The organism is Phormidium sp. CCY1219 (assembly GCF_055795085.1).
Window position 1 is genome coordinate 1 of sequence record NZ_JAYFEQ010000406.1, and the last position, 24,889, is coordinate 24,889.

The 24,889-nt window shown below is 52.1% G+C and carries 18 protein-coding genes; 11 read left to right on the plus strand and 7 right to left on the minus strand.

The window, feature by feature from the left end:
• Window positions 1-454 precede the first annotated feature (454 nt).
• Together AC0QH1_RS08695 and AC0QH1_RS08700 are read left to right on the plus strand one after the other, a co-directional pair.
• Entirely contained in the window at window positions 455-1,351 is an 897-nt protein-coding gene (locus AC0QH1_RS08695; RefSeq protein ID WP_324630672.1) for a vitamin K epoxide reductase family protein, read from the plus strand.
• A 212-nt stretch (window positions 1,352-1,563) separates the two neighbouring features.
• Window positions 1,564-1,953, plus strand: coding sequence for a hypothetical protein (locus AC0QH1_RS08700; RefSeq protein WP_324630673.1), 390 nt, complete (start codon window positions 1,564-1,566; stop codon window positions 1,951-1,953).
• 280 nt (window positions 1,954-2,233) lie between these two features.
• Here AC0QH1_RS08700 and AC0QH1_RS08705 read toward each other — a convergent pair whose 3' ends face one another.
• Window positions 2,234-3,187 carry a S1C family serine protease gene (locus AC0QH1_RS08705; protein WP_324630674.1) on the minus strand — a complete coding sequence of 318 codons (954 nt, stop codon included), beginning with the start codon at window positions 3,185-3,187 and terminating at the stop codon, window positions 2,234-2,236.
• Window positions 3,188-3,522: 335 nt separating this feature from the next.
• Between AC0QH1_RS08705 and AC0QH1_RS08710 the strand changes: the two genes are divergently transcribed.
• Both AC0QH1_RS08710 and AC0QH1_RS08715 read left to right on the plus strand, forming a co-directional pair.
• On the plus strand, window positions 3,523-5,130 hold the full coding sequence (locus AC0QH1_RS08710; RefSeq protein WP_324630675.1) for an outer membrane protein assembly factor BamB family protein: 1,608 nt from the start codon (window positions 3,523-3,525) through the stop codon (window positions 5,128-5,130).
• Between the two features lie 120 nt (window positions 5,131-5,250).
• The gene (locus AC0QH1_RS08715) at window positions 5,251-5,724 is read left to right on the plus strand and encodes a TspO/MBR family protein (RefSeq protein ID WP_324630676.1); all 474 of its coding nucleotides are present in this window, start codon (window positions 5,251-5,253) and stop codon (window positions 5,722-5,724) included.
• Between the two features lie 109 nt (window positions 5,725-5,833).
• On the opposite strand, the gene AC0QH1_RS08720 is transcribed toward AC0QH1_RS08715, so the two are convergent.
• The 4 genes from AC0QH1_RS08720 to AC0QH1_RS08735 form a co-directional block, all read right to left on the minus strand.
• Complete coding sequence (locus AC0QH1_RS08720; RefSeq protein ID WP_324630677.1) at window positions 5,834-6,325, minus strand: hypothetical protein; 492 nt, start codon at window positions 6,323-6,325, stop codon at window positions 5,834-5,836.
• A 193-nt stretch (window positions 6,326-6,518) separates the two neighbouring features.
• Complete coding sequence (locus AC0QH1_RS08725) at window positions 6,519-8,105, minus strand: B12-binding domain-containing radical SAM protein (RefSeq protein WP_324630678.1); 1,587 nt, start codon at window positions 8,103-8,105, stop codon at window positions 6,519-6,521.
• 169 nt (window positions 8,106-8,274) lie between these two features.
• A complete protein-coding gene (locus AC0QH1_RS08730) occupies window positions 8,275-8,613 on the minus strand; it encodes an FmdB family zinc ribbon protein (protein WP_324630679.1) in 339 nt (112 codons plus the stop codon).
• A 61-nt stretch (window positions 8,614-8,674) separates the two neighbouring features.
• Window positions 8,675-9,049: a hypothetical protein gene (locus AC0QH1_RS08735; RefSeq protein WP_324630680.1), complete on the minus strand. Its 375-nt coding sequence runs from the start codon at window positions 9,047-9,049 to the stop codon at window positions 8,675-8,677.
• Between the two features lie 150 nt (window positions 9,050-9,199).
• On the opposite strand from AC0QH1_RS08735, the gene AC0QH1_RS08740 reads away from it, so the two are divergent.
• The 5 genes from AC0QH1_RS08740 (at window position 9,200) to AC0QH1_RS08760 (ending at window position 18,124) form a co-directional block, all read left to right on the plus strand.
• Window positions 9,200-9,403, plus strand: coding sequence for a hypothetical protein (locus AC0QH1_RS08740; protein ID WP_324630681.1), 204 nt, complete (start codon window positions 9,200-9,202; stop codon window positions 9,401-9,403).
• A 160-nt stretch (window positions 9,404-9,563) separates the two neighbouring features.
• A complete protein-coding gene (locus AC0QH1_RS08745; RefSeq protein WP_324630682.1) occupies window positions 9,564-11,834 on the plus strand; it encodes a two-partner secretion domain-containing protein in 2,271 nt (756 codons plus the stop codon).
• A gap of 298 nt (window positions 11,835-12,132) precedes the next feature.
• Window positions 12,133-14,874, plus strand: a complete 2,742-nt coding sequence (locus tag AC0QH1_RS08750; protein ID WP_324630683.1) for a CHAT domain-containing protein — start codon at window positions 12,133-12,135, stop codon at window positions 14,872-14,874.
• Window positions 14,875-14,917: 43 nt separating this feature from the next.
• Window positions 14,918-15,877, plus strand: coding sequence for a DUF928 domain-containing protein (locus AC0QH1_RS08755; RefSeq protein WP_324630684.1), 960 nt, complete (start codon window positions 14,918-14,920; stop codon window positions 15,875-15,877).
• Window positions 15,878-15,880: 3 nt separating this feature from the next.
• Complete coding sequence (locus tag AC0QH1_RS08760) at window positions 15,881-18,124, plus strand: CHASE2 domain-containing protein (protein WP_324630685.1); 2,244 nt, start codon at window positions 15,881-15,883, stop codon at window positions 18,122-18,124.
• 554 nt (window positions 18,125-18,678) lie between these two features.
• Here AC0QH1_RS08760 and AC0QH1_RS08765 read toward each other — a convergent pair.
• Window positions 18,679-19,686, minus strand: coding sequence for a pentapeptide repeat-containing protein (locus AC0QH1_RS08765; RefSeq protein ID WP_324630686.1), 1,008 nt, complete (start codon window positions 19,684-19,686; stop codon window positions 18,679-18,681).
• A 36-nt stretch (window positions 19,687-19,722) separates the two neighbouring features.
• On the opposite strand from AC0QH1_RS08765, the gene AC0QH1_RS08770 reads away from it, so the two are divergent.
• Entirely contained in the window at window positions 19,723-20,763 is a 1,041-nt protein-coding gene (locus AC0QH1_RS08770) for a hypothetical protein (protein ID WP_324630687.1), read from the plus strand.
• Between the two features lie 516 nt (window positions 20,764-21,279).
• Here the strand turns inward: AC0QH1_RS08770 and AC0QH1_RS08775 are convergent.
• Window positions 21,280-21,480, minus strand: a complete 201-nt coding sequence (locus AC0QH1_RS08775) for a hypothetical protein (RefSeq protein ID WP_324630689.1) — start codon at window positions 21,478-21,480, stop codon at window positions 21,280-21,282.
• Window positions 21,481-21,696: 216 nt separating this feature from the next.
• On the opposite strand from AC0QH1_RS08775, the gene AC0QH1_RS08780 reads away from it, so the two are divergent.
• Complete coding sequence (locus AC0QH1_RS08780) at window positions 21,697-24,474, plus strand: HAD-IC family P-type ATPase (protein WP_324630690.1); 2,778 nt, start codon at window positions 21,697-21,699, stop codon at window positions 24,472-24,474.
• Window positions 24,475-24,889 lie beyond the last annotated feature (415 nt).

Sequence of the window (24,889 nt, forward strand, 5' to 3'; positions counted from 1 at the left end):
GGGTGGCTATTTTGTATCGGTTCATACCGTTTTGTTTTAGCCGACCGTCGGATTTACAATCCTGTAGGGGGTTCCAGCCTTTAGGGGCTGTATTCCTTGCCCCGCTTACGTTTCCGGAATTTACCATCCACTTTTGCGGGAACGAATCGCACTTCCCTTTCACTGTTATAGCGCAACAGTTACAACCGCTTGCACTGGGACATTAAACCCCTGCTCGGCTCCATAATGCCCAGCCTACTCCTTGTGATGAAATCTTCGCGAAGGATTTAAAAAAAAATTGCCGGAATAAAAATCTGTGGCGCTGAAGAAAAGTCGCACCAAACCTGTGGGCAAAATGCTTGACGGCCTAGACTTTCCCCCAAACTGGAGAGTTTATACTAAAACCAGAAAATGCGAATCGTTGCCCTTGCAGGGGGTGACAATCGAATCACTGAAAATACAACCGGAGGTTTTCATGCGTCGGAGACGTTCTGCGCCCTGGATTCATCGCCAGTCCCGTTTTATTTTAGGGGCGATCGCCACGGTGGGTGCCATCATCACTGCTTATTTGGCGATCGTATCATTTGCCGGGGCTTCGGCAGCCTGTCCCACGGAAGGCTGCGATAAAGTCCTAGAAAGTCCCTATGCTACGGTGTTTGGTTTGCCGTTAGCCGTTTATGGTTTGCTCGCTTATCTGGCAATGGCGGGCATGGCGGTGACCCCTTGGTTAGTGCCGTCGGAGTCGAACAAATCTTTGCGATCGCAGCTAGAAAATTGGACCTGGCTGGGCTTATTTGCCGGCGCATCGGCCATGACCATTTTTAGCGCCTATTTAATGTACGTAATGACCTCAGAAATTCAGTCATTTTGTCTGTACTGCATTGGCTCGGCTATCTGCTCTCTGGCCTTACTTATTTTAACCCTAATCGGTCGCGAATGGCCAGACATGGGACAACTCTTTTTTGTCGGCATTGTGGTGGGAATGATTACTTTAGTCGGTACTTTAGCAGTTTATTCCCCGATTCATAGTCCCCGCGCCGACTCAGCAGGCGGCTATGCGATTACCACCACTTCCAGTCCGGCTAATGTTGTCTTAGCCCAACATCTCTCCGATACGGGGGCAAAAATGTATGGCGCATTTTGGTGCGGTCACTGTCTGGATCAAAAACAATTATTCGGTCAAGAAGCCGTCAAAGAACTCACCTACATCGAATGCGACCCCAACGGCGAAAATCCACAACCGAATCTCTGTCAAGCTGCCAATATTCAAGGCTATCCCACCTGGGAAATTAACGGCCAACTTTACTCTGGCGCGCGTTCTTTAGAAGAACTGGCGGACTTATCTAACTATACCGGACCGCGAGACTTTTAAGCGCCCTAAAGGACGCCAGAACTACCCCGCCACTGCATTTTGACTGGGAAAAAACCTGCACCCCCTGCTATTTTTCGATCGCCATCCAGTGGAATCTCGGGGGAACACTTGCCCAGCGGATGCAGTCAGTTGAGCCATCTAGCAAAGAGGCGCGATCGCTCCTGCAAAGGAATCGACTTTTCGCGCCTTGTCAAACACTTTCGGTCACTCCCATGAAACTTGCCAAAAAAATTCAACTCCTTTTATTTAGTGCGGGTTTTGCCTTGTGTTCCGGTCTCGTTTTCTCCCCCCCCGCTACCGCTAAATTACCAATTCCCGATTTAGCGGCAACTTGGATGATGCTCGAGGGTGAATCCTATCCCATCGTGCGCGCTTTACCGATTATTCTCAATCGCACCGGTGGCGGCAGTTATGGTGATTTTATCACCACCGATCGCAGTGCAGATGGTCGTTACGAACTGGTCGAATTAATCGGCGGCATGAGTTCGGAAAGTATCTTTTCCTACAGCGCCCGCACCGCCTTTAGAAAAGCCAGAGTTAAAGATAATCTCACCGGACAAGTTATCGAGGTCTTAATCCCGCTAATTGTCCGCTACTTGTAATCCGAAATCCGCCTAAAAAAGCCCCGCCCCTTCCAGGAGGCGGGGCTTTTTTTCTCGTTTTTTCTCGTTCCCCCCTGGGGGGAACGCCCTCCCCGAGGCTCCGCCTCTCCATAATTTGTCAAAATAATTGGCAGTTTGAATGATATTATACCGAAATAAAAACAACACCGCGCCCGATAAATTGTCGGCAAAATTCAATAAGTGAATAAGCCATAAATACCGCAAAAAAAAAAGTCCGCCACGGCGGACTTTTTGGGAGAATCGAGACAGGGGTCATGGTTCAAAAATTCACCCGCACGTGGGCCACCCGGCGTCCTCGTCCCACGGTGAGAATGGCGGAACGCGGACGAGTATTGAGAAAAGCCAGCAGTTGTTCTACGCGCCGCAGACGCCGCCCGTTGAGGCCCAACAAGCGATCGCCGGCCCGCAATCCGATTTCATCCGCTACGGAACCGCGTTCTACGGATTGCACCACAAACCGACGGTCGATCGCTACTCCCAAGCGCGGCGGGGATTCGGGCGATCGCTGGCGGGTTTCGGGTGGCGACTCGGCGACCCTGCTGGAGCGATTTTGGGCGATAAAGGTGCGCGCCACGGTGGCGGAGGTAGCAAATCCAATCCCGATATTGCCACCGGTGCGACCGGGGCTTAAAATAGCCTTATTCACGCCAATCAGTTCGCCTTGGGAATTGAGTAGCGGACCGCCGGAATTCCCGGGATTGATCGCCGCATCGGTTTGCAAGTCGCCATTGTCGGCGATCCGACTGAGAATGCCGGTGGTCAGGGTTCCGGACAACCCAAACGGACTGCCGATCGCATACACTCGTTGCCCGACGCGAATCCCATCCGGGTCGGCAATTCTCACAGTGGGTAGGCGATCGCGGGTCTGCAACCTCACTAATGCTAAATCGTTGCGGCGATCGGTGGCAATCACCTGCCCCACGTACCGTTCCCCCTCACTGGTCATCACCTGCACTCTGCGGTTTCTGGCGTCGCGCACTACATGGTCGTTGGTTAACACCAACCCATCCGCACTGATAATGCTGCCCGATCCGGACCCTCGCCCCGCCTTGATGGTGACTACCGCCGGACTGGCAATTTGATAAACATCAATCGTCGTTTGTTCTTCTACACTAAATTCGGCGGCGACTGTGGGAACGGGAAGACTCACCACCGTTGAACTCCCGACCAAACTCGCCGACAAAACTCCCAACAGCAAACTTTGAGGTTTCATGGCCTTTTCACTCAACCGATCCAACTGACAATTTCGCACGCAAAATCTATTCATTCCAAGACGCAGCCGGGAGTTGAAGGTTCCGATCGCACCCCCGAGGGACGCTCTTCACCCCCCTTTGTCTCCATAGCCACTTTCCCTGTTTCCGCTATTATTATAAACAACCCCACCGACTCACCGTTTCCATCCCCCATCCCAAAACCTCTGGGGATGCCCCTAAAGCAGTACACACCCTACCCACTCATTCATTTTCCAGCTATTGCTCGAAAATGACATACCCTATTCAACCCATTTTGTCAAGCAAAATTTTCCGCGATCGGGGAGTTTTTACCACTATGATATTCACCAGAAGACAGTTTAACAAACGCGCGCTCCAATTTGTTCTCGGGGCATCGATTCCGCCCACATTGCTGCAAGCTTGTCGGGCGAAAACTCCCCCAGTCATCGCCCCGCAAACTAACATTTCAAACACGGTTAATGGCCAAGTCAATACGATGTTGGCGCAGATGACTGTAGACACGGAATTGTTAGTCCCCACCTTCCTCGGAAATGACCAGCGCCGATTTTACGGACGCGGCATTCCGGAGGGCTTAAATATACTGGATAAATTCCCCCTCGGAACCGGGAGAACGCGGGCCGGAATTTGGAAAACCTGGAGTGGTGCGGGATGGACCGGACAGCCAACTCTGACCAAAGATAGAGGCAAAATTTATCTGATTATCGGGGCCTATGACCACAGTTTGCGAAAAATCGATATCGCCACCAACGAACAGGTGTGGCGCTATAAATTCGATGATGTGATTAAAGGCTCTTCTACGATTTATCTCGACCCTACTGCAGATGAAGACAATCAAATTGTGGTGCTGCAAGGAAGTCGCTTGGGTAACAAAAATTCCACCTCTACACCAAAGCCAATTCCCAGTTTTCGCGCCCTGTCTTTTAGAACTGGGGAAGAACTGTGGAAACTAGATATCCGCAAAACCAATAGCTACAGTCGCGATAACGATAGCAGTGCGATAGATTTAGGCAATGGCATGTTATTTAATGCCGGGGAAAATGGAATCGGATATTTTCTCAATAGTTCCACCGCCTCGGCAAGGATGAAATCCGGACTCAAACAACCGCCAATTTTAGCAGAAGTTAAACTATACGAAACCTCGGACATTTCCCGCCAAGGGGGCAATCTCGTGACCGAATCTTCCCCGGCGCGATTGGGAGATAAAATATTCGTGGCGGCGGGTTCGGGGCATATTTATGGGATTAGTATCGAAAGCCAAACCATTGTCTGGGATTTCTTTACGGGGTCGGATTTGGATGGGAGTGTGGTTATCTCTAAAGATGACAAACTATTTTGCGCTATAGAAAAACAATATATTCCCGGAAAGGGCGGGGCAATTAAGTTAAATCCCAACCGAAATCCGTCGGATGCGGTGGAGTGGTTTCTCCCCACGGGAAATCGCAAGTTTAGCAGTTGGAAAGGGGGGATTATCGGGTCGGTGTCGTTGAATGATGAATACAACCCGGATGGCGCGTTTCCTGCTTTATTCGCCACTAGCGCGATCGATGGCAATTTGTATGTGGGGTCGCAACATAAAACCACGGGCAAAACGGTGAAAGGCCCTTGGCGAAAGCAAGAGTACGATACGCCGTTGGTTTTATTTCAAAAAAATATCGGCGGGTCGATTTCTACGCCGATTTTTACTGAGGGGAATAAGTTAATTGCTGCTGGGTATAATGGGGTGTATATGTTTGACCTTTATTTTGAACCCACGTCTCCGGATAATCCAGAGGCGGTGGAAAATTCCCAGGGGGATTTTTTGCGCGTAGTGGTGGAAGAATCGGGCCGGTTTAAACCGGGCATTTCTTTTGAAGCGACGCCGGTGGTTTGGGATGGAATTGTCAGAATTTGCGCCCGGGATGGATGGTTGTACACGTTGGGATAGGTGGTTGTTGGTTGTTGGTTATTGGTGATTGGTGATTGGTTGAGGGTCTGAAATGCGAGGAGAATTTTAAATTGGCTATACTGGAGGGGTTTTTTGGGGGATGCAAGTGGGAGGGAATTGATGATTAAATCTTGGATGGCGATCGCGGCGGTTACGGTATTGGTGGCGGTGGTCGGAAATCGGCTGAATAGTGACGATATTCGCTGGTTTAATCGCCTACAGCGTCCTCGATGGTTGACGTTTGAACGGGCAATTCCGATTATTTGGACGGTGATTTTTATTTGCGCGGCGTGGTCTGCAGTTTTGGTATGGGAGGCGGATCCGGGTAGCTTGCAAACTTGGGTGTTAATGGGGTTTTATTTAGTCCTGGAGATGGTGACGATCGCTTACACGCCAGTGATGTGCAAGCTTCACAGTCTGATGGTGGGGACGATTGTTGGGGGAACTGGGGCGCTGTTAGGATATATGTTGGCGGTGAGCGTTTTTCCGATTTCCCTGTGGGCGTTTGGGTTGTTAGTTCCCTATTTAATTTGGAGTCCGATTGGGACTTATACCACTTGGGCGATGATTAAATTGAATCCGGAAGATAAATAGGAAATGCCGCGATCGCCCTAAAAGGTTTGTGGCGCGATCGCAGCCAAAATTAGCCGTTTTGGTACTTGACGCCAGACGGAATTTGCGATCCAAGAATTGGGTCAATTCATTACGGAATTTCAAACCAACCGCCGGTGTCGCCGCCCGCCCAACAACTGTTGCCTTCACAGACCTCGGGAAGGTTATCGGCGCAGAGTTGTTTGAAGCTCTCTTCTGCGCTAATATCGGCTTGTTCGTAGTCTTGCGGACGACAAATTTTGCCGTCATAGCTTCCGGGAACTCGCACTTGTCCCATGACGTGAATGCCGCCGCCTACGGAATAAACGCTTTGCTGTGGATTGCGCGAATAACAGGCAACATAGCATCCCGGTTCGCCGATGAATTGATTGGCGGTGGGGAGTACGGTTTCTTCAAAACCGGGAGTCGGGGAATTGACTACGGAAGACTCTTGGGTGTAGACAATATATTCGGCGGGAAGAATAGCCCGATTCGGGTCTGGATCCGGTCTGCCTTCGATCGCGATATTTGATTTACAGCTTGTCAAGCTAGCAGTGAGGGCTAAACTGGCGATCGCCAGTGCTTTGCGATGGTCCGTTATCACTTTAGTTTACCCCGTATAAAGTGCTTTTTAGCTTAACTCAATCCCGCAGATATCGTCAAGGTTTTTCGGACAAACTTTAAACTTTTCTGGAATAATTTCCCCCCAATTTTGCCGCCTTTTTTCTCTGTACAAATCATCCTTTTCAACTCCCCCGTGTCGGTTTTATTCCATGCCGGGGGAGTGGGATTCCCGATTAAGCCGCTGCGGATTCTTGCACTGATTCGCTGGAAGATTCTGCTGCTGCTTTTGCAGCTAAATACTCTGCCAGTTGGCTTTCAATTTGGTCGCGGACGATCGCGCGATATTCATAAAAATGCTCCAACAAGCCGCAAACCGCTAAATAATGGTCGCAAACCCGAGGATTGTGCCGCAAAATGCTGAATAAATAAATCCAGAATTTAAAGCGGGTTTCGCGCACAATCCCTTGTCGCCAACACAGGGTCAGCAAGGCGCGAATGGTACCCCAATTCAGTCGCCGCCGGGGGACCGGATTGCGGGGTGCTCCCATCATCATAAAATGTCGGTAGGTGCGGTCTAAATACCGCATGGGGTCGTACAGTTGCCAAAATCCGTCGATATATTCCCGGGCAATCTCTTCTAGAGGACGAGTGGGAACGAAGTTCATTAAAGTGGTTTGGTTCCCATTACCCATTTGACTGTTGAGGCGCTTTTCTTTCTCTAACCGATGCCAGAGGGCGGTATTGGGAAGCGCTTGCAACATGCTAAACATTGCCATCGGAATGGAGGTTTTTTCCACAAACTGCACGATGCGCTCTCCCGCCCCGGGTTTTTCCCCATCAAATCCGATAATAAATCCAGCCATCACCCGCAGTCCCGCTTTGGTCATCGCCTCTACGGAATCGCTGAGAGAATCGCGGGTATTTTGGAATTTTTTAGTTAAGGTTAAACTCTCGGCATCGGGGGTTTCGATGCCTAAAAAGACCACGTAAAAATTGCATTCCACCATCTGCTCTAGCAGTTCTCGGTCTTGGGCTAAATCCACAGAGGCTTCGGTGAGAAAGCGGAAGGGATAGCGGTTTTTTTCCAGCCAGACTTTTAACTCTTTAAGCAGCAGTTTCACATTACGTTTGTTGCCGATAAAGTTATCATCGACTAAAAATACCGCTTGGGTAAAGCCGAGTTCTACCAGGCGATCGAGTTCCGCTAGCACTTGGGCGGGACTCTTGGTGCGCGATTTGCGTCCGTAGAGGACGATAATATCGCAAAATTCGCATTGAAAAGGACAGCCGCGCGAAAATTGAATCGCCATTGTATCGTAGGCGTGGCGGTCTAATAAGTCGAAACGCGGAATGGGGGTTTGGCTGACATCTGCTTTTTCGCCGTTGGCGCTAAATACGCCGCTGGTTTCGCCTTTTTCGAGGGCTTCTACGAACATGGGCAGGGTAATTTCCCCTTCATCTAAAATCAGATAATCCGCACCGGCTTGGCGCGATTCGTCAGGTAAGGCGGTGACGTAAGGCCCCCCCACTGCTACCCGCTTTCCGCGCCGTTTTGCTTCGCGAATTTGTGCCAGTAAGTCCTCTTTCTGCACGATCATGCAGGAGAGAACCACTAGGTCTGCCCATTCCCATTCGGCTTCGGTGACTCCTTCGCTGATGTTGCGATCGACCAATTTATATTCCCATTCTTGGGGCAAAATGGCGGCAACGGTGATTAAACTTAAGGGGGGTAAGAGTGCTTTGCGACCGATTAACTCTAAGCCTTTTTCAAATGACCAGAAACTTTTTGGAAACCGAGGATAGAGCAGTAAAACTCGCATAAATGATACCAGGTACACGACAGGGAATCCCATCCGAGATTGCGGATGGATTCTTGGGTTATAGCTTTTTAAGATAGCTCAAATTTTGAAAATTTGTAAAAAAATAGCTGAGCGGTAATAACTCAGCTTGGGAAACCGAAATGTGGAGTTATGACTGGCAGTTATTGGGTCAGTCTCCCAGTTTTGTTTTTAAGTCCGGATAGGTGCTGCGATCGCCCGGTGTGACGATTTTACTTTCTCCATCGGTGGCGGTGACGTTTTCATATACCCCCTCGTCTCGCTTCACCAGTTTGCTGAATCCTTGACTCTTTAAATCGCTGTTTCCGGTGGGGACAATGACGGCGGGGGCGCTAATTAAGCGGCGCACTGGGGCGTCTGCTGGGGTCTCTCCGGGATCGAGCTTTCCCAATCGGCATAACTCGCCCCAGGTTTGCGCTTTATCGTGGATACTGTGGGTGACTTCCAGCTTGACATTGGTGCTGGGACATAAATAGGTATAGACCGGCATATGGATAGGCTCTATCTAGCAGTCTAGGTTTGATTTTTTGACACTGAACCTTGATTTGCTTTCATCCTAGCTGCATATCGGCGAATTCGTCAACTTGATTGCCGATTCCTCCCCAGGCCGATCGCCGATGAATTGAGAATTGAGAATTGCCAATTGCCAATTGAGGCCGGCTGTGTCTGCCGAGACTGCAACTTGCACATTGCACAAAGGAGAGAGGGACTGGGGGAGCGAAGGCGGGCCGTTTCCCCGGGGTAGGCTCTGCCCCCACTGGGTTAAACCATTGCCCAGCTTGGCGATTTTTGCCGATTTTTTCAATTCTTAATCTTTCGGCTCCTGTATTCATGCAATTTATCAGTAAAAATACGTAATTTTTGCCAATTTTATTAACAATAATAGTGAGTTTTTCGAGGGTAGCGATCGCAGGTTTTCGTGACAAAACTCACGGTAAATTGTGATAAAAAACACACCGAAAAACGAGAGAGCTATGCCAGGATATTCATCAGAAGCTACACCACCACCGGGACATATCCCATTGGACTAAAGATGCAGCTTGATTCTCTCAAATAGCGAACGAAGGAGAACTCTCATGTCTCGCAAAACCTCTCTCGCAATTGCCCTCAGCTTAGCCATGACTGCTGTAGGAGCTACAGCTTCCACACCAGCGCGATCGCTAAGTCCAGAAAATTTACCAGAGCATTCCCTATCCGTTGAAAGCCTGCTAGAAAAACCCGAGGCGCAGCAAAATCCCCTAGGGTGTACTCCCGTTCCTTTTCCGCCCTGGTGCATTTAATCTTCCCCAAGATTTAGCCAAGAATCAGTGCAAATACTGAATCAAATCGGAGGGGGAACTTGCCCGAAATAAAAAATAGGCGTCTGAGCAGATTACCCATTGACTCAGCACGCCTTTGCAATTTAAAATAGGAGGGAGAAATCACCGGACGCGAAAACCGATGAAACCGCAATGGAACCGACTGTTTGGGGTAGCGGGGTATTTGGCAGTGCTGACCCTGATGCCAATGGCTACCGTGCGGGCGCAAATTGCCGGGGATGGCACCCTCCCCACCCAAGTCATCCCGGGAGAAAACGGCAGGTTTGCGATCGAGGGAGGGGCGCGGGTCGGCGATCGACTGTTTCATAGCTTTCGCGAATTTTCCATCCCCACTGGGGGCGCGGCGGTGTTCGAGAACCCCCCGGAGGTGCAAACGATTATCAACCGGGTGACGGGAAACGAGATTTCCCACATTGATGGCATTTTAAAAGCCAATGGGGGAGCCGATCTGTTTGTGCTCAATCCGAATGGGGTGATTTTCGGACCGAATGCCAGCTTAGAGATTGGGGGGTCGGTGGTGGTTTCTTCTGCCGATCGCTTGCTATTTGCCGATGGTACGGAATTTAGCGCCCGGGACGGTTCCGCGCCCCCCTTGCTTACCCTCAGCGTGCCGGTGGGCCTGCAATTTGGAGCCAATCCCGGGCCGATCGTCAATCAGTCGGTTGCCAATCCCGACGAAACCCTCGGGGGAGTGCCCAGAGGACTGCAAGTGGGGGCGAATCGCACGTTAGCCTTGGTGGGGGGAGAGGTGCGGTTGTCTGGGGGATTTCTCACTCCGCCGGGAGGACGAGTGGAATTAGGCAGTGTGGCGGGCAACAGTGAAGTGCGCCTGAATTCCATCCCCAGCGGGTTTGCCCTCAGCTATGACCCAGGGTCGAATTTCCGCGATATTACCCTGTCTGGGGGAGCTACCATCGATGTGACCGATCGCTCCCCGGGGGGTGGCAGTGGCGCGGTGCAGGTGCAGGGTCGCCACGTGCGACTGCTCGAAGGGTCACAAATTGCCTCCTTTACCGACGGCAGCGTTTCCGCCGGCCCGATCGCGATCGCCGCGTCAGAGTCCGTGGAACTGATCGGCACTGGCACTCGAGGGTCTGTGGTACTGCCCACCAACATCGCCACCACCACCGTGGGGGATGCAAATGCTGCTGACTTGAGGATTACCACCAAACGGGCGATCGTGCGCGATGGAGCCGGCATTTTTACCAGTTCGGTCGCCTTCCCGACGCAGAATCCCCAAGGAGGCGCGGGAAACCTCACCATTCATGCCTCCGAGTCCGTGGAAATCCGGGGCGACGCTGAGGACCTACCCAGTACCCTAGAGGTGGAAACGCGCACCGACGGCGATGCCGGGGGGTTGGAAATCTTCACCGGGCGACTGATGGTGCGCGAGGGCGGGAAAATCAGCGCCTCCACCAGGGGATCCGGTCGCGGGGGCACGATCGCGATTTTCGCCTCCGAGTCCGTGGACATCAGCGGTTCTCCCTCGGTCAACCCTGCCCCCGCCGATGGCGCGATCGCGACCAGTTCCCTCATTCCGGGTCGGATCGAAGCACTCAGTGAGGGCGCGGGGGATGCGGGAAATTTGCGCCTGGAAACCGATCGCCTCCGGATCGCCGACGGCGGACAAGTGGCGGTTAGCGCTACCGCCACCGGTGCTGCCGGCAACTTGGAAATCCACGCGCGAGACCTACAGCTCGATCGCGGCGGGACTCTGAGCGCCGAAAGCGCTGCCGGCACCCGAGGCAGCATTCGCCTCCAGGCGCGCGATATCGAACTGCGGCGCAATAGTTCGATTACCACCACCGCCACCGGCACTGCTTCTGGCGGGAACGTCACCTTCACCACCGGCACTCTCACCGCCGTGCAGAACAGCCAAATCCTCGCCAATGCGATTCAAGGTGCCGGGGGCAATATCCAAATCGACAGTCAAGGTCTTTTTATCGCCCCGGATAGTCTGCTGTCTGCCAGTTCTGAATTTGGGGTTTCCGGCACGATCGCCATTAATACTCCCGAGGTGGATCCGAGTTCCGGATTGGTGGAATTGCCCACCCAGGTGCAAGACCCCAGCGGGCAAATTGTCATCGGATGTGCGGGGGATGAAGGCAACTCCTTTACCGTTACCGGACGCGGTGGGATTCCCGCTGACCCCACCGCCACGATTCGCCCTCAGATTCTCTGGCGCGATCTGCAAGATTTTTCCCCCGCAGACCATCGCGATCGGCCTTCCCAGTCCGCCGCAACCCCTCCCATTGCCCCCTCTGCGCTTCCCCTGGTGGAAGCGCGGGGTTTCGCTGTTGATGCCCGAGGCAATGTCCGATTAGTGGCGGATAAGTCCGCTCGAAATCCCGATGGGTTCTGGCATCCGGCGGCGCAGTGCCCTTTACCTTAAGCCCATGTTCCCGCCAGGGTTCCGGCGATCGAGCGAATTGCCCTACGTCTTTGAGGGGGAATCCCATCGTTAATCATTGGTAGGCTGGGCAACGAGTTGCTTTCCCTCCTCCCGTTTTTCTAGCCAAAATTCCCGTTAAAATGATGATAATTCGTGATAGTTAAACCCATTAAATCAGGCTTAATTGTGGTAAAGTTAATTGAATCCTTAACCGGGGGGTGAAATTCACTGCCAAGGGATTTGCGATCGCGCCACCTGTCACGGTCATCTCAATATCCAGGTTAAGAGCGACAACCCAATGGAAAAGCACCCGCGCCAGCGCCTAAGATATCGCCAAAATGCCAAGAAAAAAGGCTATTCTCTCGGTCTTTTATTGGTGTATGGTTGCCTGAGCTTTCTGTTCGTATTGGTCACTTCGCCCGCGATCGCCAACCATGCCCACCCACCTGGGTCGATGATTTGTGCTGCGTCCGAATCGGTGGTGGGTTCTAATTGCCGGGAAAATCCAGGCGCAAGTGAATTATTGCATTTGCCGGTAGGGGCGATCGCTTCTGTGCCAGAACCTTCCGCAAGCAATGGCAATTTGCAACGCGCCCGAGAACTGTATCGCAGCGGGCGACTGTTTGACGCCGCCATGTTGTGGGAACAAACCGCGCGGGAATATGAAGCGATAGGCGATAGGTTCAATCACGCCTTAACCTTAAATTATCTCTCCTTTGCCTATCAAGATTTAGGGGAATGGGAAAAAGCTGCTTCCCGGGTGCAATCGAGTTTAAATATCCTGGAAAATCAGGACAACCTGGATAAGCGCGGAATGGCGATTTTGGGGCAAGCTTTAAATACCCAAGGCAGTTTACAACTGGCGATGGGGGACGCGCAAACTGCCTTAGAAACCTGGAAACAAGCGCAATCCGCCTACGATCGCGCCGACAATGAAATCGGCCAGTTGGGCACTCAAATCAACCAAGCCACTGCTTTGCAATCTTTGGGACAATATCGACAGGCAAAATCCTTGTTAGAGTCCTTAGTAGTGCAACTGGAAACGCAACCGGATTCCCTGCTGAAAGCCGATGGATTGGCAAATTTAGGCATTGCTCTGCAAACCATAGGCGACATACGACGTTCTAAAGCCATTTTAGAACAAAGTTGGGAGATTGTCCAGGACTTTCATGCCCGGGATAAAATTGGGGTGATTTTGTTGAGTATTGGGAATATTGCCCGAGATTTGGACAAACCGAATATTGCCCTGGCATACTATCGAGAAGCGGCGAAAAATGCCGGGGATACTCTGTTTGAGGTACAGGCGAAACTGAACGAACTGAGCCTGTTGGTAGAAACTGATACCCTGCCCGAGGCGATCGCCTTAATACCGGAAATTCAGGGGGATTTATCCCGGTTAGTTCCCTCGCGGGCGGCGGTGTATGCGCGGGTGAACTTCGTTCATAGCGCGATGGGGTTGGAGTCCAAAACTACCGGGTTACAACTGCACGAATTACCCCAATGGTCTGCCACTGTTGCTGCTGATATATTAGCCTCGGCGGTACAAGAGGCGAGAGACTTGCGCGATCGCCGCGCCGAAGCAGCCGCATTGTGGCAACTGGGCAAACTCTACAGCAGCGAAGAACAATGGCAAGAAGCCAAACAGCTCACCCAACAAGCGTTGGCAATGGCGCAAAGTGCCAATGCCGAGGATATTGTTGCCCGCGCTTCCTGGCAGTTGGGTCGGATTTTGCAACAGCAGGGAAACACCACCGAGGCGATCGCCGCCTACGGTCACGCCTTCGACACCTTGCAATCCTTGCGAAACGATTTAGTTGCCATCAATCCCGAGGTGCAGTTTAACTTTAGCGAAAGCGTCGAACCGATTTATCGCGAATACGTCAGCTTGCTGCTGCAACCCAATGCCTCCCAAGGGAATCTGCGCCAAGCGCGCGAAGTAATGGAAGCCTTGCAATTGGAGGAATTGGATAACTTTTTTCGCGATGCTTGCATCAAAGTGAAACCCGCCGCCATCGATGAAATCGACCCGCAAGCGGCAGGGATTTACCCGATTATTTTACGCGATCGCTTAGAAGTCATTCTGTCGATTCCCAATCAACCGTTGCGGCATTATACCACAATTTTGCCGCGCCCCGAATTGGAAAAAATCCTGGAAAACTTGTACTCTTCTCTCTATATCGGGTATTCTAGTAATGAGCGCATACAATTATCCCAGCATGTTTATGATTGGCTGATCGGACCTGCCGAATCCGACCTAGAAGCCAACCAGATAAAAACGCTCGTGTTCGTCCTCGATGGGTTCTTGCGAAACCTGCCAATGGCGGCTCTGCATGATGGAGAACGCTATTTAATCGAGAAATACAGCATCGCACTCAGTCCGGGGTTGCAGCTCTTTCCCGAAGGTCTCGAGGGAAAAGAACTGCAAGTATTAGCCGGGGGACTCACGGTAGCGCGCCAGGGTTTTTCCTCCCTCCCCGGCGTGCAAGCGGAAGTGAAACAAATTGCCGCGATCGCCTCTGAGGGGTTCATAGATGCCGAGGTGATGCTCGATGGCCAGTTTACCCGCACCGCCTTGGAAAAACAGATGGACCGTCATCGGTTTCGGGTGGTTCACCTGGCCACTCACGGTCAATTTAGTTCTAACCCAGAAGAGACCTTTTTGCTTACCTGGGACGACCGGATCGATGTGAAGGAATTCGCGCAATTGCTGGAAAATCGGCAACAAGGCAGTTTGCGTCCGATTGACTTATTGGTATTGAGTGCGTGCCAAACCGCCGCCGGAGACGAAAGAGCGACCTTAGGAATTGCCGGATTTGCCTTGCGATCCGGGGCCAGGTCTACCTTGGCCACCCTGTGGTCCGTGAGCGATCGCTCTACCGCGTTGTTGATGAGCGAATTTTACGCGCGACTGGCGCGATCGGGGGGGGGTGTAAGCAAAGCGGAAGCTTTGCGTCAAGCGCAAATTAAGCTATTGCACGATTCCTCGTACAATCTGCCCTATTATTGGGCACCATTTGTATTAGTGGGCAATTGGCTATAAAATACCGGGGTTTTCACAACCGTGTTATCGAGAGGTCAGGATAGTGAACGCCAATATTACAGATTATTACACCCGAAAACATTGGGTCGCGATCGCCGCTACCAGTGTACTGGCGATCGGTATCGGAGGCACTAACGCCGCCAATGCCAGTTTAACCCCCAAACCGGAGGGACAACCCTCCCGTGGAGGCACTTTAATCAGCTTGGAATTCATCCCGCCCAACGATGAAGCCCCCGCCGAAACCGCTGGGGGCGGCACTCGCGGTGCCAGAATGCGATTCCAACCCCCTGTAGAAGAAGCACCCCGCAATACCGCCGGGGGCGGGACGCGCGGGGATATCACCTTCAAACCGCCGGGGGAAGAAGCACCGGTTAACACCATTGGCGGCGGGACGCGCGGAGATGTTACCTTCAAACCGCCGGGGGGAGATACCCCGGAAAACACCGTTTCTGGGGGAACTCGTCGCGATGAGTTCCCCTCCCCGATCGCAGTGCTTCCCGAAACCAATATCGGACGAACCGCGATCGCCCGTCCCACCTTCTTCGTTTACCTGCCCGCCAGCGCCACCAATCGGGTCTTTTTTAGCCTACAAACTGCCTCCGGGGAAACGGTATATCAAACCACCCGGGCGATTTCCGACCCAGTGGGAATTGTCAGCTTCACCCTCCCGGAAGACGCCCCGGAATTGGAAATTGGGGAAAACTATCAGTGGTTTTTTGCTCCCCTGCAAGCAGGGGAAATGCTCGGTCCGGATAGTTACCGGATTACCGGATGGGTGAAGCGGGTGGAACCGCCCCGCACAACGGGAGATATTTCCGCACTCGCGCCAGCAGAATTGGCGGAGGTTTATGCCGCATCGGGCATTTGGTACGATACCCTGGCGGTGTTAGTCTCGGAGTTGCAAGCACAGCCCAATCCTACCCTGGCGGCGGATTTGGCAGACTTGTTAGCTCAGGTGGGACTCGAAGCGATCGCCACTGCGCCTCTCGGACCGCAACTGTAATCGATGATGGGGCAAATCTGGCAGCAAATCCGACCGATCGCCGAACGTGTGGGACAACATCCCACACTTCGGGCATGGCGAGGGGTGTTGTTCATCGCGCCCAGTGTGACGTTGGTGACTGTCGCCTGTAGCTTTACTGGGGTTTTTCACTTGCTCGAATGGGCCAGTCTCGATCGCTTTTTTCATCTGCGCCCCCCAGAGACTTCGGACTCGCGCATTGTTATTGTCACGATCGATGAGGCGGATATCAACCATATCGGACAATGGCCGATGAGCGATCGGGCGATGGCGCAGGTCTTGCAACATATAAAAGCCCAAGAACCGGCGGCGATCGGATTGGATATCTATCGCGATTTGCCCGTGGAACCGGGACATGCACAATTGGTGCAGGTGTTTGAATCCACTCCCAATTTAATCGGCATTCAAAAGGTGGGGGGTAATGGCGTTGCTCCCCCGCCCATTTTAAACGATTTAGGTCAAGTGGCTGCGGCGGATTTAATTTTAGATGCGGATGGTAAGGTGCGCCGCGCTTTGATTTTAATCGGAACCGGAAATGGAGAGTTTCGCGAAGGGTTGGGGGCAAAATTGGCCTTGATGTATTTGGCCGATCGCGGGATTGAATTGGAGAGCGTTGATGAAGAAAATAATAGTTATAGATTGGGGGATGCGGTGTTCGTTCCCCTCACCGGAAATGAGGGGAATTATTTGGGGGCGGATACCGGGGGATATCAGATTTTATTGAATTTTCGCGGCGGAATTGACAAGTTTGCTACCATTTCTCTGACTGATGTGCTAGAAAATCGGATTCCGCCGGATTTGATGCGCGATCGCATCGTCTTTGTGGGTACGATTGCCCCGAGTTTGAAAGATAGCTTTCAAACGCCTTACGATAGTGTGGTTTTTGCCACGCCTACCCTGACTCCCGGGGTGGCAATTCATGCAAATCTCACTAGCCAAATTCTCAGTGGGGCGCTACAGGGGCGGGGGATGCTGCAGGCGGCAAATCGTTGGGTGATGTGGGGGTGGATTGCCCTGTGGTCGGCAATTGGTGCGATCGCCACCAAGCTGTTGCTGCAGAACTACCCGCTACAGAAACAGGAATGCTTGAGTAGCGCGATCGCGGTGGTGGCGATCGCCAGTTTTCTGCTGGTGGTTTGCGGTTATGTATCCTTTCTCGGCGGTTGGCTTATCCCGGTGTTTTCCCCGTTTTTCGCCTTAACCGCATCGGCGATTTTAACCGCAAATTCCCACAATCAATGGCAGTTAAAACGGGCAAACCAACAGTTGGAAATGGTCAATGAGAAGTTGGAGGAGTATTCTCTCACTCTGGAAAGCCAAGTGCGCGATCGTACCCGGGAACTCACCGAAACCCTCCACCACCTGCAAACCACCCAAAGCCAACTAATTCAAACCGAAAAAATGGCCGCCTTGGGTCAATTAGTGGCGGGAATTGCCCACGAAATTAACAACCCCACCAGCTTTATTTATGGCAATGTAGCCTATGCTGAAGAATATGCCACGGATTTGCTGGAGATTTTAGAGCTATATCAGGAGTATTATCCCACACCCGAGCCGGAAATTCAAGACCGACTCGAAGAGGTGGAAATCGACTACCTCAAAGAGGATTTTCCCAAACTGCTGACTTCGATGAAAGATGGCGCATCCCGGATTCGCGAAATCGTCAAAGCTTTGCGAATTTTCTCCCGTTTGGATGAATCGGATTTAAAAGAGGTGAACCTGCACGAGGGGCTTGACAGCACCTTAATTATCGTGCAAAATCGCTGCCAGAAAGGCGATGGGGATGCAGGGATTCAGCTAATTAAAGACTATGGCGATTTGCCGCAAGTGTGCTGCTACGCTAGAGAATTGAATCAAGTGTTTATGAATATTGTGACGAATGCAATTGACGCGATCGAACAGCGACAAAAAGAACTCACCGCCGAGGAATTGCAACGCTGTCCTAGTTTTATTAAAATTACTACATCGGTCATCGAAAATGCCCGGGTAGTTATTGCAATTTCCGATAATGGGCTAGGTATCCCGCCATCGATTAAGCATCAACTATTCGACCCGTTTTTTACCACCAAACCAGTGGGCAAAGGCACGGGGTTGGGATTATCCGTCGCCCGTGCGATTGTGGTGGAAAAACACGGCGGCGACTTGCGCGTCTCTTCCCATCCGGGAGAAGGCACCGAAGTGCGAATCGAAATCCCCATTCAATTTTCAGCGTCAACTCACCAAAAGTAATCTCTCTGCTTGGTTCTTGCCTGTAAATGCCTATCCGAAAGCAGACTTGTATCACATACACTGCGATCGCATACCAAATCCGGCTGTCAAAAAAAAGGGTAGCCACTGCGATCGCACCCGTGCAAGCCAAGCGCATAGCCATGCCCGGAAGGGGGTATAGTCCAGGTTGGCGCAGTAATTTTTGCACCACTTGTCTGGCTATGGTATAATTTGCCAAGGCGTTGATATAAGAGCAATTCCGGTTGCCTAAAATATTATGTAGATTGGGGGAAATTTTTTTCGGCAAATATGGCATTTATCAAGTATAGCCCTCAATGCGATCGCAATTTTAACATAAATGCCACAGGGCAACTGCAACCATGACTTTCCGGTGTGGTGGGTTCCACCCTACCCTCGAATCGAGGTAAAAATTATATATAAAATATCCAGCCTGCAAGTTAAATGGCGATTGTTCCTGCATAGCAATTGCCCTAACCGGGTATAATCCTTTAACCCTTGAACAGAGAGGGGTTCTCCGTTTGTTTTGCGATCGGCTTTACACCCGAAAACCAGGGCTATTCCTCCTCATCGGACTCGGTTAATTGAGTTTCATCGAAACGGGCGAGCATCAGCTTTTCCGCCTCATTCCAACAGGTATCGGCGAGAATGGCTTTATTGAAATCGGCATTTTGGATAGTTGCGCCGGTGAAATTAGCTTGAGTGAGATTAGCTTTGTGGAAGCGAGTGCCCCCCCAAGCGGCAATGGCGACGCCTAACTCGCGGATGATGGTATAGCGCTGATAGCCCCTAGCGGCTTTTTGGGTAATGAAAGCAGCGGCGGCGGCGAGGAGCAAGCTGCCAATCCAACTGCCCGCACTTTGGATAAAAAAGCCTCCCACCACGGGCACGATCGCGAAGGTCAGTATCCCGGCGATGCCCACTGTAGAGCGGGCGCAAATCCCCGCCACAGCAACAGCGGCAGTGGAAATAACCGCACAGAGTACCGCGATCGCGCCGCTGACATCTCCCGAATCCATCGCCACCGCGATCGCGCCGCCTACCAAGGCGATGAGAATGGCCACAGCAGCCACCCGCTTCACCTCCACTTCCAGCCCATGCTTGACGATGAAGCGCGCCAGTACGCCCAATAGGATAATAATGACCAAACCGACGCCTACAGAAAAGACTTGCTGACTGGTGAGCAAGCTTTGGATATAATCGCCGGCAAAGGCGGAGATAAACCCAGAGGTGAGAGAGACCAAGGCGCAGAGAACCACCAGGGCGATCGCCCACAGGGGTTTGAGACCGGCTTTGGTGTGGCTGAAATCCGCACCGGTGAGGTTGGCGCGGGTAAAGTTGGTCCCTTGAATTTGGGCACCCTGAAAATTGGCACCGCTGAGGTCTTGGCTTTTAAAAGAGCGCCCGCGAAGATTTTGGCGAGAAAAGTCTCGAGACATAGAACCGATAGAGGGTTGATTGCGAGGGTGGATGGGTGTATTATGGCTGTTTGCTGCTGCGGTATGGCTGCCGATCGCGGCGAGACAACCGCAGGGGATGGCTCTACCATACCGAAATCGTGCCATAATCGGCTATTGCCCACAGATGAAAAGCTGCTCCCAATGGTTCAACGACCTGAATCTCCCACAGAACTAGCCGCCGCCCTAGAGGGCATCACCGAGCTGAATTTTCACCTCCCGGATCCCGAAGATGAGGACATCGAAGAGGTGGAATTCGAGCAGCAGGTTGATAATGCGTGGAAGGTATGCGACCATTTCGACCTGCAAACCGATATTTGGCGCGGTCGAATTTTAAGGGCGGTTCGCGATCGCGAGAAAATCGGCGGCGAAGGTCGAGGTCGGGGCTTTCTCAACTGGCTCAAAGACCGGGAAATCAGTAAAAGTCAGGCATATTCCCTGATCGAACTGGCAAACAGTGCCGATACCCTGTTGCAACAGGGACACCTCGACCCGGACACGATTAATAAGTTTAGCAAGCGCGCCTTTCTCGAAACCGCCAAATCTGCGCCGGAAGTGCAGGAAATGGTGTCGAAGGCGGCGCAGGATGGCGATCGCATCACCCGGCGCGAAGTTCGCCAACTCTCCGACGAATGGACCGCCATGACTTCGGAATTATTGCCCGAAGAAGTGAAGGAAAAAGCCACCTCCGGTTCTTTACCCCCCCGGTATTTGGCTCCTTTGGTGCGGGAAATGGAAAAATTGCCCGACTCCCACCAAGGGTCGATCCGAGAGGAAGCGGCGTTTAATCCCGATGTGGATACGGTCAAACAGTTAACCTCCGACGCGCGCAACCTATCGAAGTATTTAGATGCGGCGGCCCAGGTTCAGGCGATCGCCCACAGTTCCGTAGATTTGGAAATGGCCCTAGAAGAAGCCTTGCGCGTCGGTTGTCTCAATACCGCCGCCGATATGGTCAAACAAGCGGCCCAATTGGAACAAACCGTGGCCAAATTGTACACCACCTGGCGGCGTCTCGGGAGTCTGAGCGATCGCCTCTATGTGGATACCGGCGCGAGTACCCCGAATTTGAGATTGCTGCTCACTTGTCTCGATCGCCTCGCCGGTCAAGCGATCGAAGTGCAACTCGGGGAAGAAAGCGATCGCACGATCCGCCTGCAAATTCTCGGCGACTCGGAATCCTAATTCCCCCGCCGATGATGTCCGCATACCTCGTTCCCCCCCGGGGGGAACGCCCCTCCCGAGACTCCCCTCCCCTCATTCGCTCCCTGCGTGACCCCTCATCTCATCTCCCGTGGATAGTTCCATCGTGCGCCGGGGATTGAAATCGCCCCCGTGCAAGCGAAATCCGCCTACGCTGAGCCAAGTCCGCCTACGCGGGCTAATTTTTTTACATCGATTCCTACAGACAGCATATCAAACCTCTGGGTTGATAACCGCTATGGAACCAAATCGAACATTTTTTGCTTGCTTATGTTCCCTACATAACAACTATATTACTAACTATATTTTTGCTGGACAGCCACCGGGAAGGGAACCGGAAGCGGTAAACTGCACATTTTTAATTGACAATTTTCAAATGCTAATGCTCGATTGCTCATTCCTGCTTGCCCATTTCCTATGGCAACCAAGCGGTTTGTGCATCCTGGGATAACCCCCTGAAACTGTGGGATTTACTCACTGAAAGGGTAATGGCGACAGTTATGGGTGAGTTTGGCTTTCTTTACCACAAGCCGAACATTCTCGATCGCTGTACGCGGGAGCAATGCTTCGGACAATTTTGCCAACCACTTCCCCGTTCTGGTCGCTTTTGGTGTTGATTGGCGACCCTCGGTAGTCACACACATGAGGACTCGCTTCAACTGCTGGGTTTCCCTGTCGCTCTACCCAACCTACTGTCATATTGCCCTTGATGGCAGTCTAAACAAAAGAGCAGAAAGGACGCTAAACCTGTAAAATGAAACAGAGCCATATTGCGCGTCCTCCCCGGCCTAAAGAAGGCAGGGGGTTTCCCCACGGTTGTTTTTCACATGACAAACAGCGTGGCTTATTAAACCAAACCTTAACCGAAAACTAGACCGTTGTTGTAATTAACCTTTTGAATGGAAGATTAGACCCATGAGTGATGAAAATCGCAGTTCAAAGCGGACTGACTGGCACGCTCTTTCCATCGAGCGAACAGCAGCCCAACTGGGCGTTAATCCCAAGAGTGGCTTAACTCAAGCTGAATTTGAAAAACGCCAGGCCGAGTTTGGTCCCAATCGCCTTGAAGGAAAGGCAGGCAAAAGTCCCCTCCTAAGATTTATAGAGCAGTTTAATCAACCGTTACTCTATATCTTAATCATTGCCGGCGCAATGAAATTCTTGTTATCAGAAGAAGGATGGGGAAGTGCTAATGGTTGGGTGATTTGGGGGGTGGTATTGATTAATGCGATCGTCAGTTTTGCACAAGAAACTAAAGCTGAAAATGCTATTGCTGCCCTTTCCTCATCCATCGAAACCGAAGCGACCCTCTATCGAGATGGGGAAAAACGACAAGTTCCCTCCTCGGAGATTGTCCCGGGAGATTTAGTCATCCTCACTTCTGGGGATAAAGTGCCGGCGGATCTGCGCTTAGTGGAGACGAAAAACCTACAAGTCAATGAATCCGGGTTAACGGGAGAATCCACTGCTGTGGAGAAACAGATGCAACCGGTGGAGGAGAAAGCCCCCCTGGCCGATCGCCGCTGTATGGCCTATGCGGGGAGTTTTGTCACCTCGGGTCAGGGCTTGGGTCTGGTAGTCGCGATCGCCAAAGACACAGAAACCGGGCGTCTCTCCCAATTGATGGAGAAACAAACCAACCTCATCACCCCCCTAACCCGGAAATTTGACAAATTCAGCCGCCAACTGCTCTATATTATCTTAGGGGTAGCGGCCCTCACCCTAGCGGTGGGCTTAGGCTATGCTGAGGACTTCACCGCCGAGAGCATTAACAAAGTCTTTGAAGCCACCATCGCCCTCGCCGTCAGTGCCATCCCCGAAGGACTCCCCGCCGTTGTCACTGTGGCCCTGGCGATTGGCGTATCTCGCATGGCCAGTCGTCATGCTATCATCCGCAAGTTACCCGCCGTGGAAACCCTCGGTAGTGCTACGGTCATCTGTTCCGACAAAACCGGAACCCTGACGGAAAACCAGATGACCGTGCAAGAGATTTATGCAGGGGGACAACCTTACCAAGTTCTCGGGACCGGATACACTCCCGAGGGGGACATCTGTCACGATAATCAAGCCATTGACTTAGACCAACATCCGACCCTCCGAGACTGTCTGCGAGCGGGATTACTCTGTAATGACTCCCATTTAGCCTTAGAGGATGACCGCTGGAAAGTGGTGGGAGACCCTACAGAGGGGGCATTACTGGTCAGCAGTCGAAAAGCAGGATTTACCCTAGCCCAACTCAATGCCGAATTGCCCCGTCAGGATGTGATTCCCTTTGAGTCCGAGTATCAATATATGGCTACCCTGCATCGGGGGCAACATGAGACCGAAGCCGTGATTTATATGAAGGGAGCTGTGGAGGCGATCGTCTCTCGTTGCGACCAGATGTTAGATGCCCAAGGACAGCCCCACCCCATCGACGCGAAGGAGATTCATCATCAAGCGGAAAACATGGCTAGTTCCGGCTTACGAGTTTTAGCCCTGGCTCGTAAAACCCCCTCCCGGTCTCAGGTTGACCATGAGGATGTGGCCGAGGGCTTAGTCTTCCTGGGTTTACAGGGCATGATTGACCCGCCACGTCAGGAGGCGATCCGGGCTGTGGAAGCCTGTCAAAACGCCGGAATTCGCGTCAAAATGATTACCGGAGACCACAAAGTGACCGCCAGTGCGATCGCCGCCCAAATGCGCCTCAAACGCACGGGAGAGGTCATCGCCTTCACCGGGGCGGAACTGGGGGAGATGTCTCCAGATGATTTTGTGCGAGCAGCGGAAGATGGTGTTGTCTTTGCCCGCGTGGCCCCAGAACAGAAATTACGCCTGGTGGAAGCCCTGCAATCTCAAGGGGATATCGTGGCCATGACCGGTGATGGGGTGAATGATGCCCCAGCCCTCAAACAAGCGGATATTGGGGTGGCGATGGGCCAAACGGGAACGGAAGTTGCCAAAGAAGCCTCGGACATGGTGCTGACAGATGATAACTTCGCCTCCATTGAGGCCGCTGTTGAGGAAGGGCGCACCGTCTATCGCAACTTAATTAAGGCGATCGCTTTTATCTTGCCCGTCAATGGGGGCGAATCTATGACCATTGTCATCAGCGTTCTCCTCGATCGCCTGTTACCCATTCTCTCCTTACAAGTGTTGTGGCTTAATATGATCAACTCCATCGCCATGACCGTTCCCCTCGCCTTTGAACCCAAATCCAAGCAGGTGATGGAACAGCCTCCCCTCTCCCCAAACCGTCCCCTGTTAAACAAATGCCTCCTACAGCGGATTGTGCTGATTTCCCTGTTTAACTGGATTCTTATCTTTGGTGTGTTTGAGTGGGTTAAAGGCTGGGATGCAGGCGCACAGGGAAACACCGAAGCCCTCGCCCGCACTATGGCTATTCAAGCCCTGGTCTTTGGCCGCGTTTTCTACTTAATCAGTTTGAGTCAGATTGGCATCAGCCTCGGGCATAAACTCCGAGGCCACGCCGTGGAGGTCGCCCCAGCCCCCGTGGTTTGGATTGGCATCGCCGTGACGATGGTTTTACAGATGATCTTTAGTCAAGTTGGCTTTATGAACAATCTGTTCTCTACCGCCCCCCTGAACCTGCAACAATGGGGCATCTGTTTCCTGATTGGTTTACCTATGGTGGTCGTGGCGACCCTGGCCAACCGCATCGATCCCCCCAATCAACTCAATGAGACAAGATAGGGAAAAGAGCAATGCCTACTCTCCATTCTCCTCATCAGTACAGGGAATAATATCTCGATCCCTTAAACATTCTCCATGTGGTGTTCATGGGTACATCATTGGATTGTTTCTGCATGAGGAGAATTTCTTCCCCATTACAAATTAATTCCAGCCGCTCTTTTGTCGGGTGGGCAAAGCTAACTTGTGAACGGACAATTTTTAAGCCTCACAAAATTTGCCCACCATACCATATCTCTCAATGCGATCGCCCCTTTTGATTTTTTATGTGAGGCAAGCGATCGTCAATTTGTAGCAGAGTTTTTTCAACCACGAAACCGTTAGGATTCCCCTCCCGTCCCCCTCGTATCCCCCCCTTACCCCCCTTGGAAAGGGGGGGGACAAAGGAATGATTTTTACCTCGTATCCCCCCCTTACC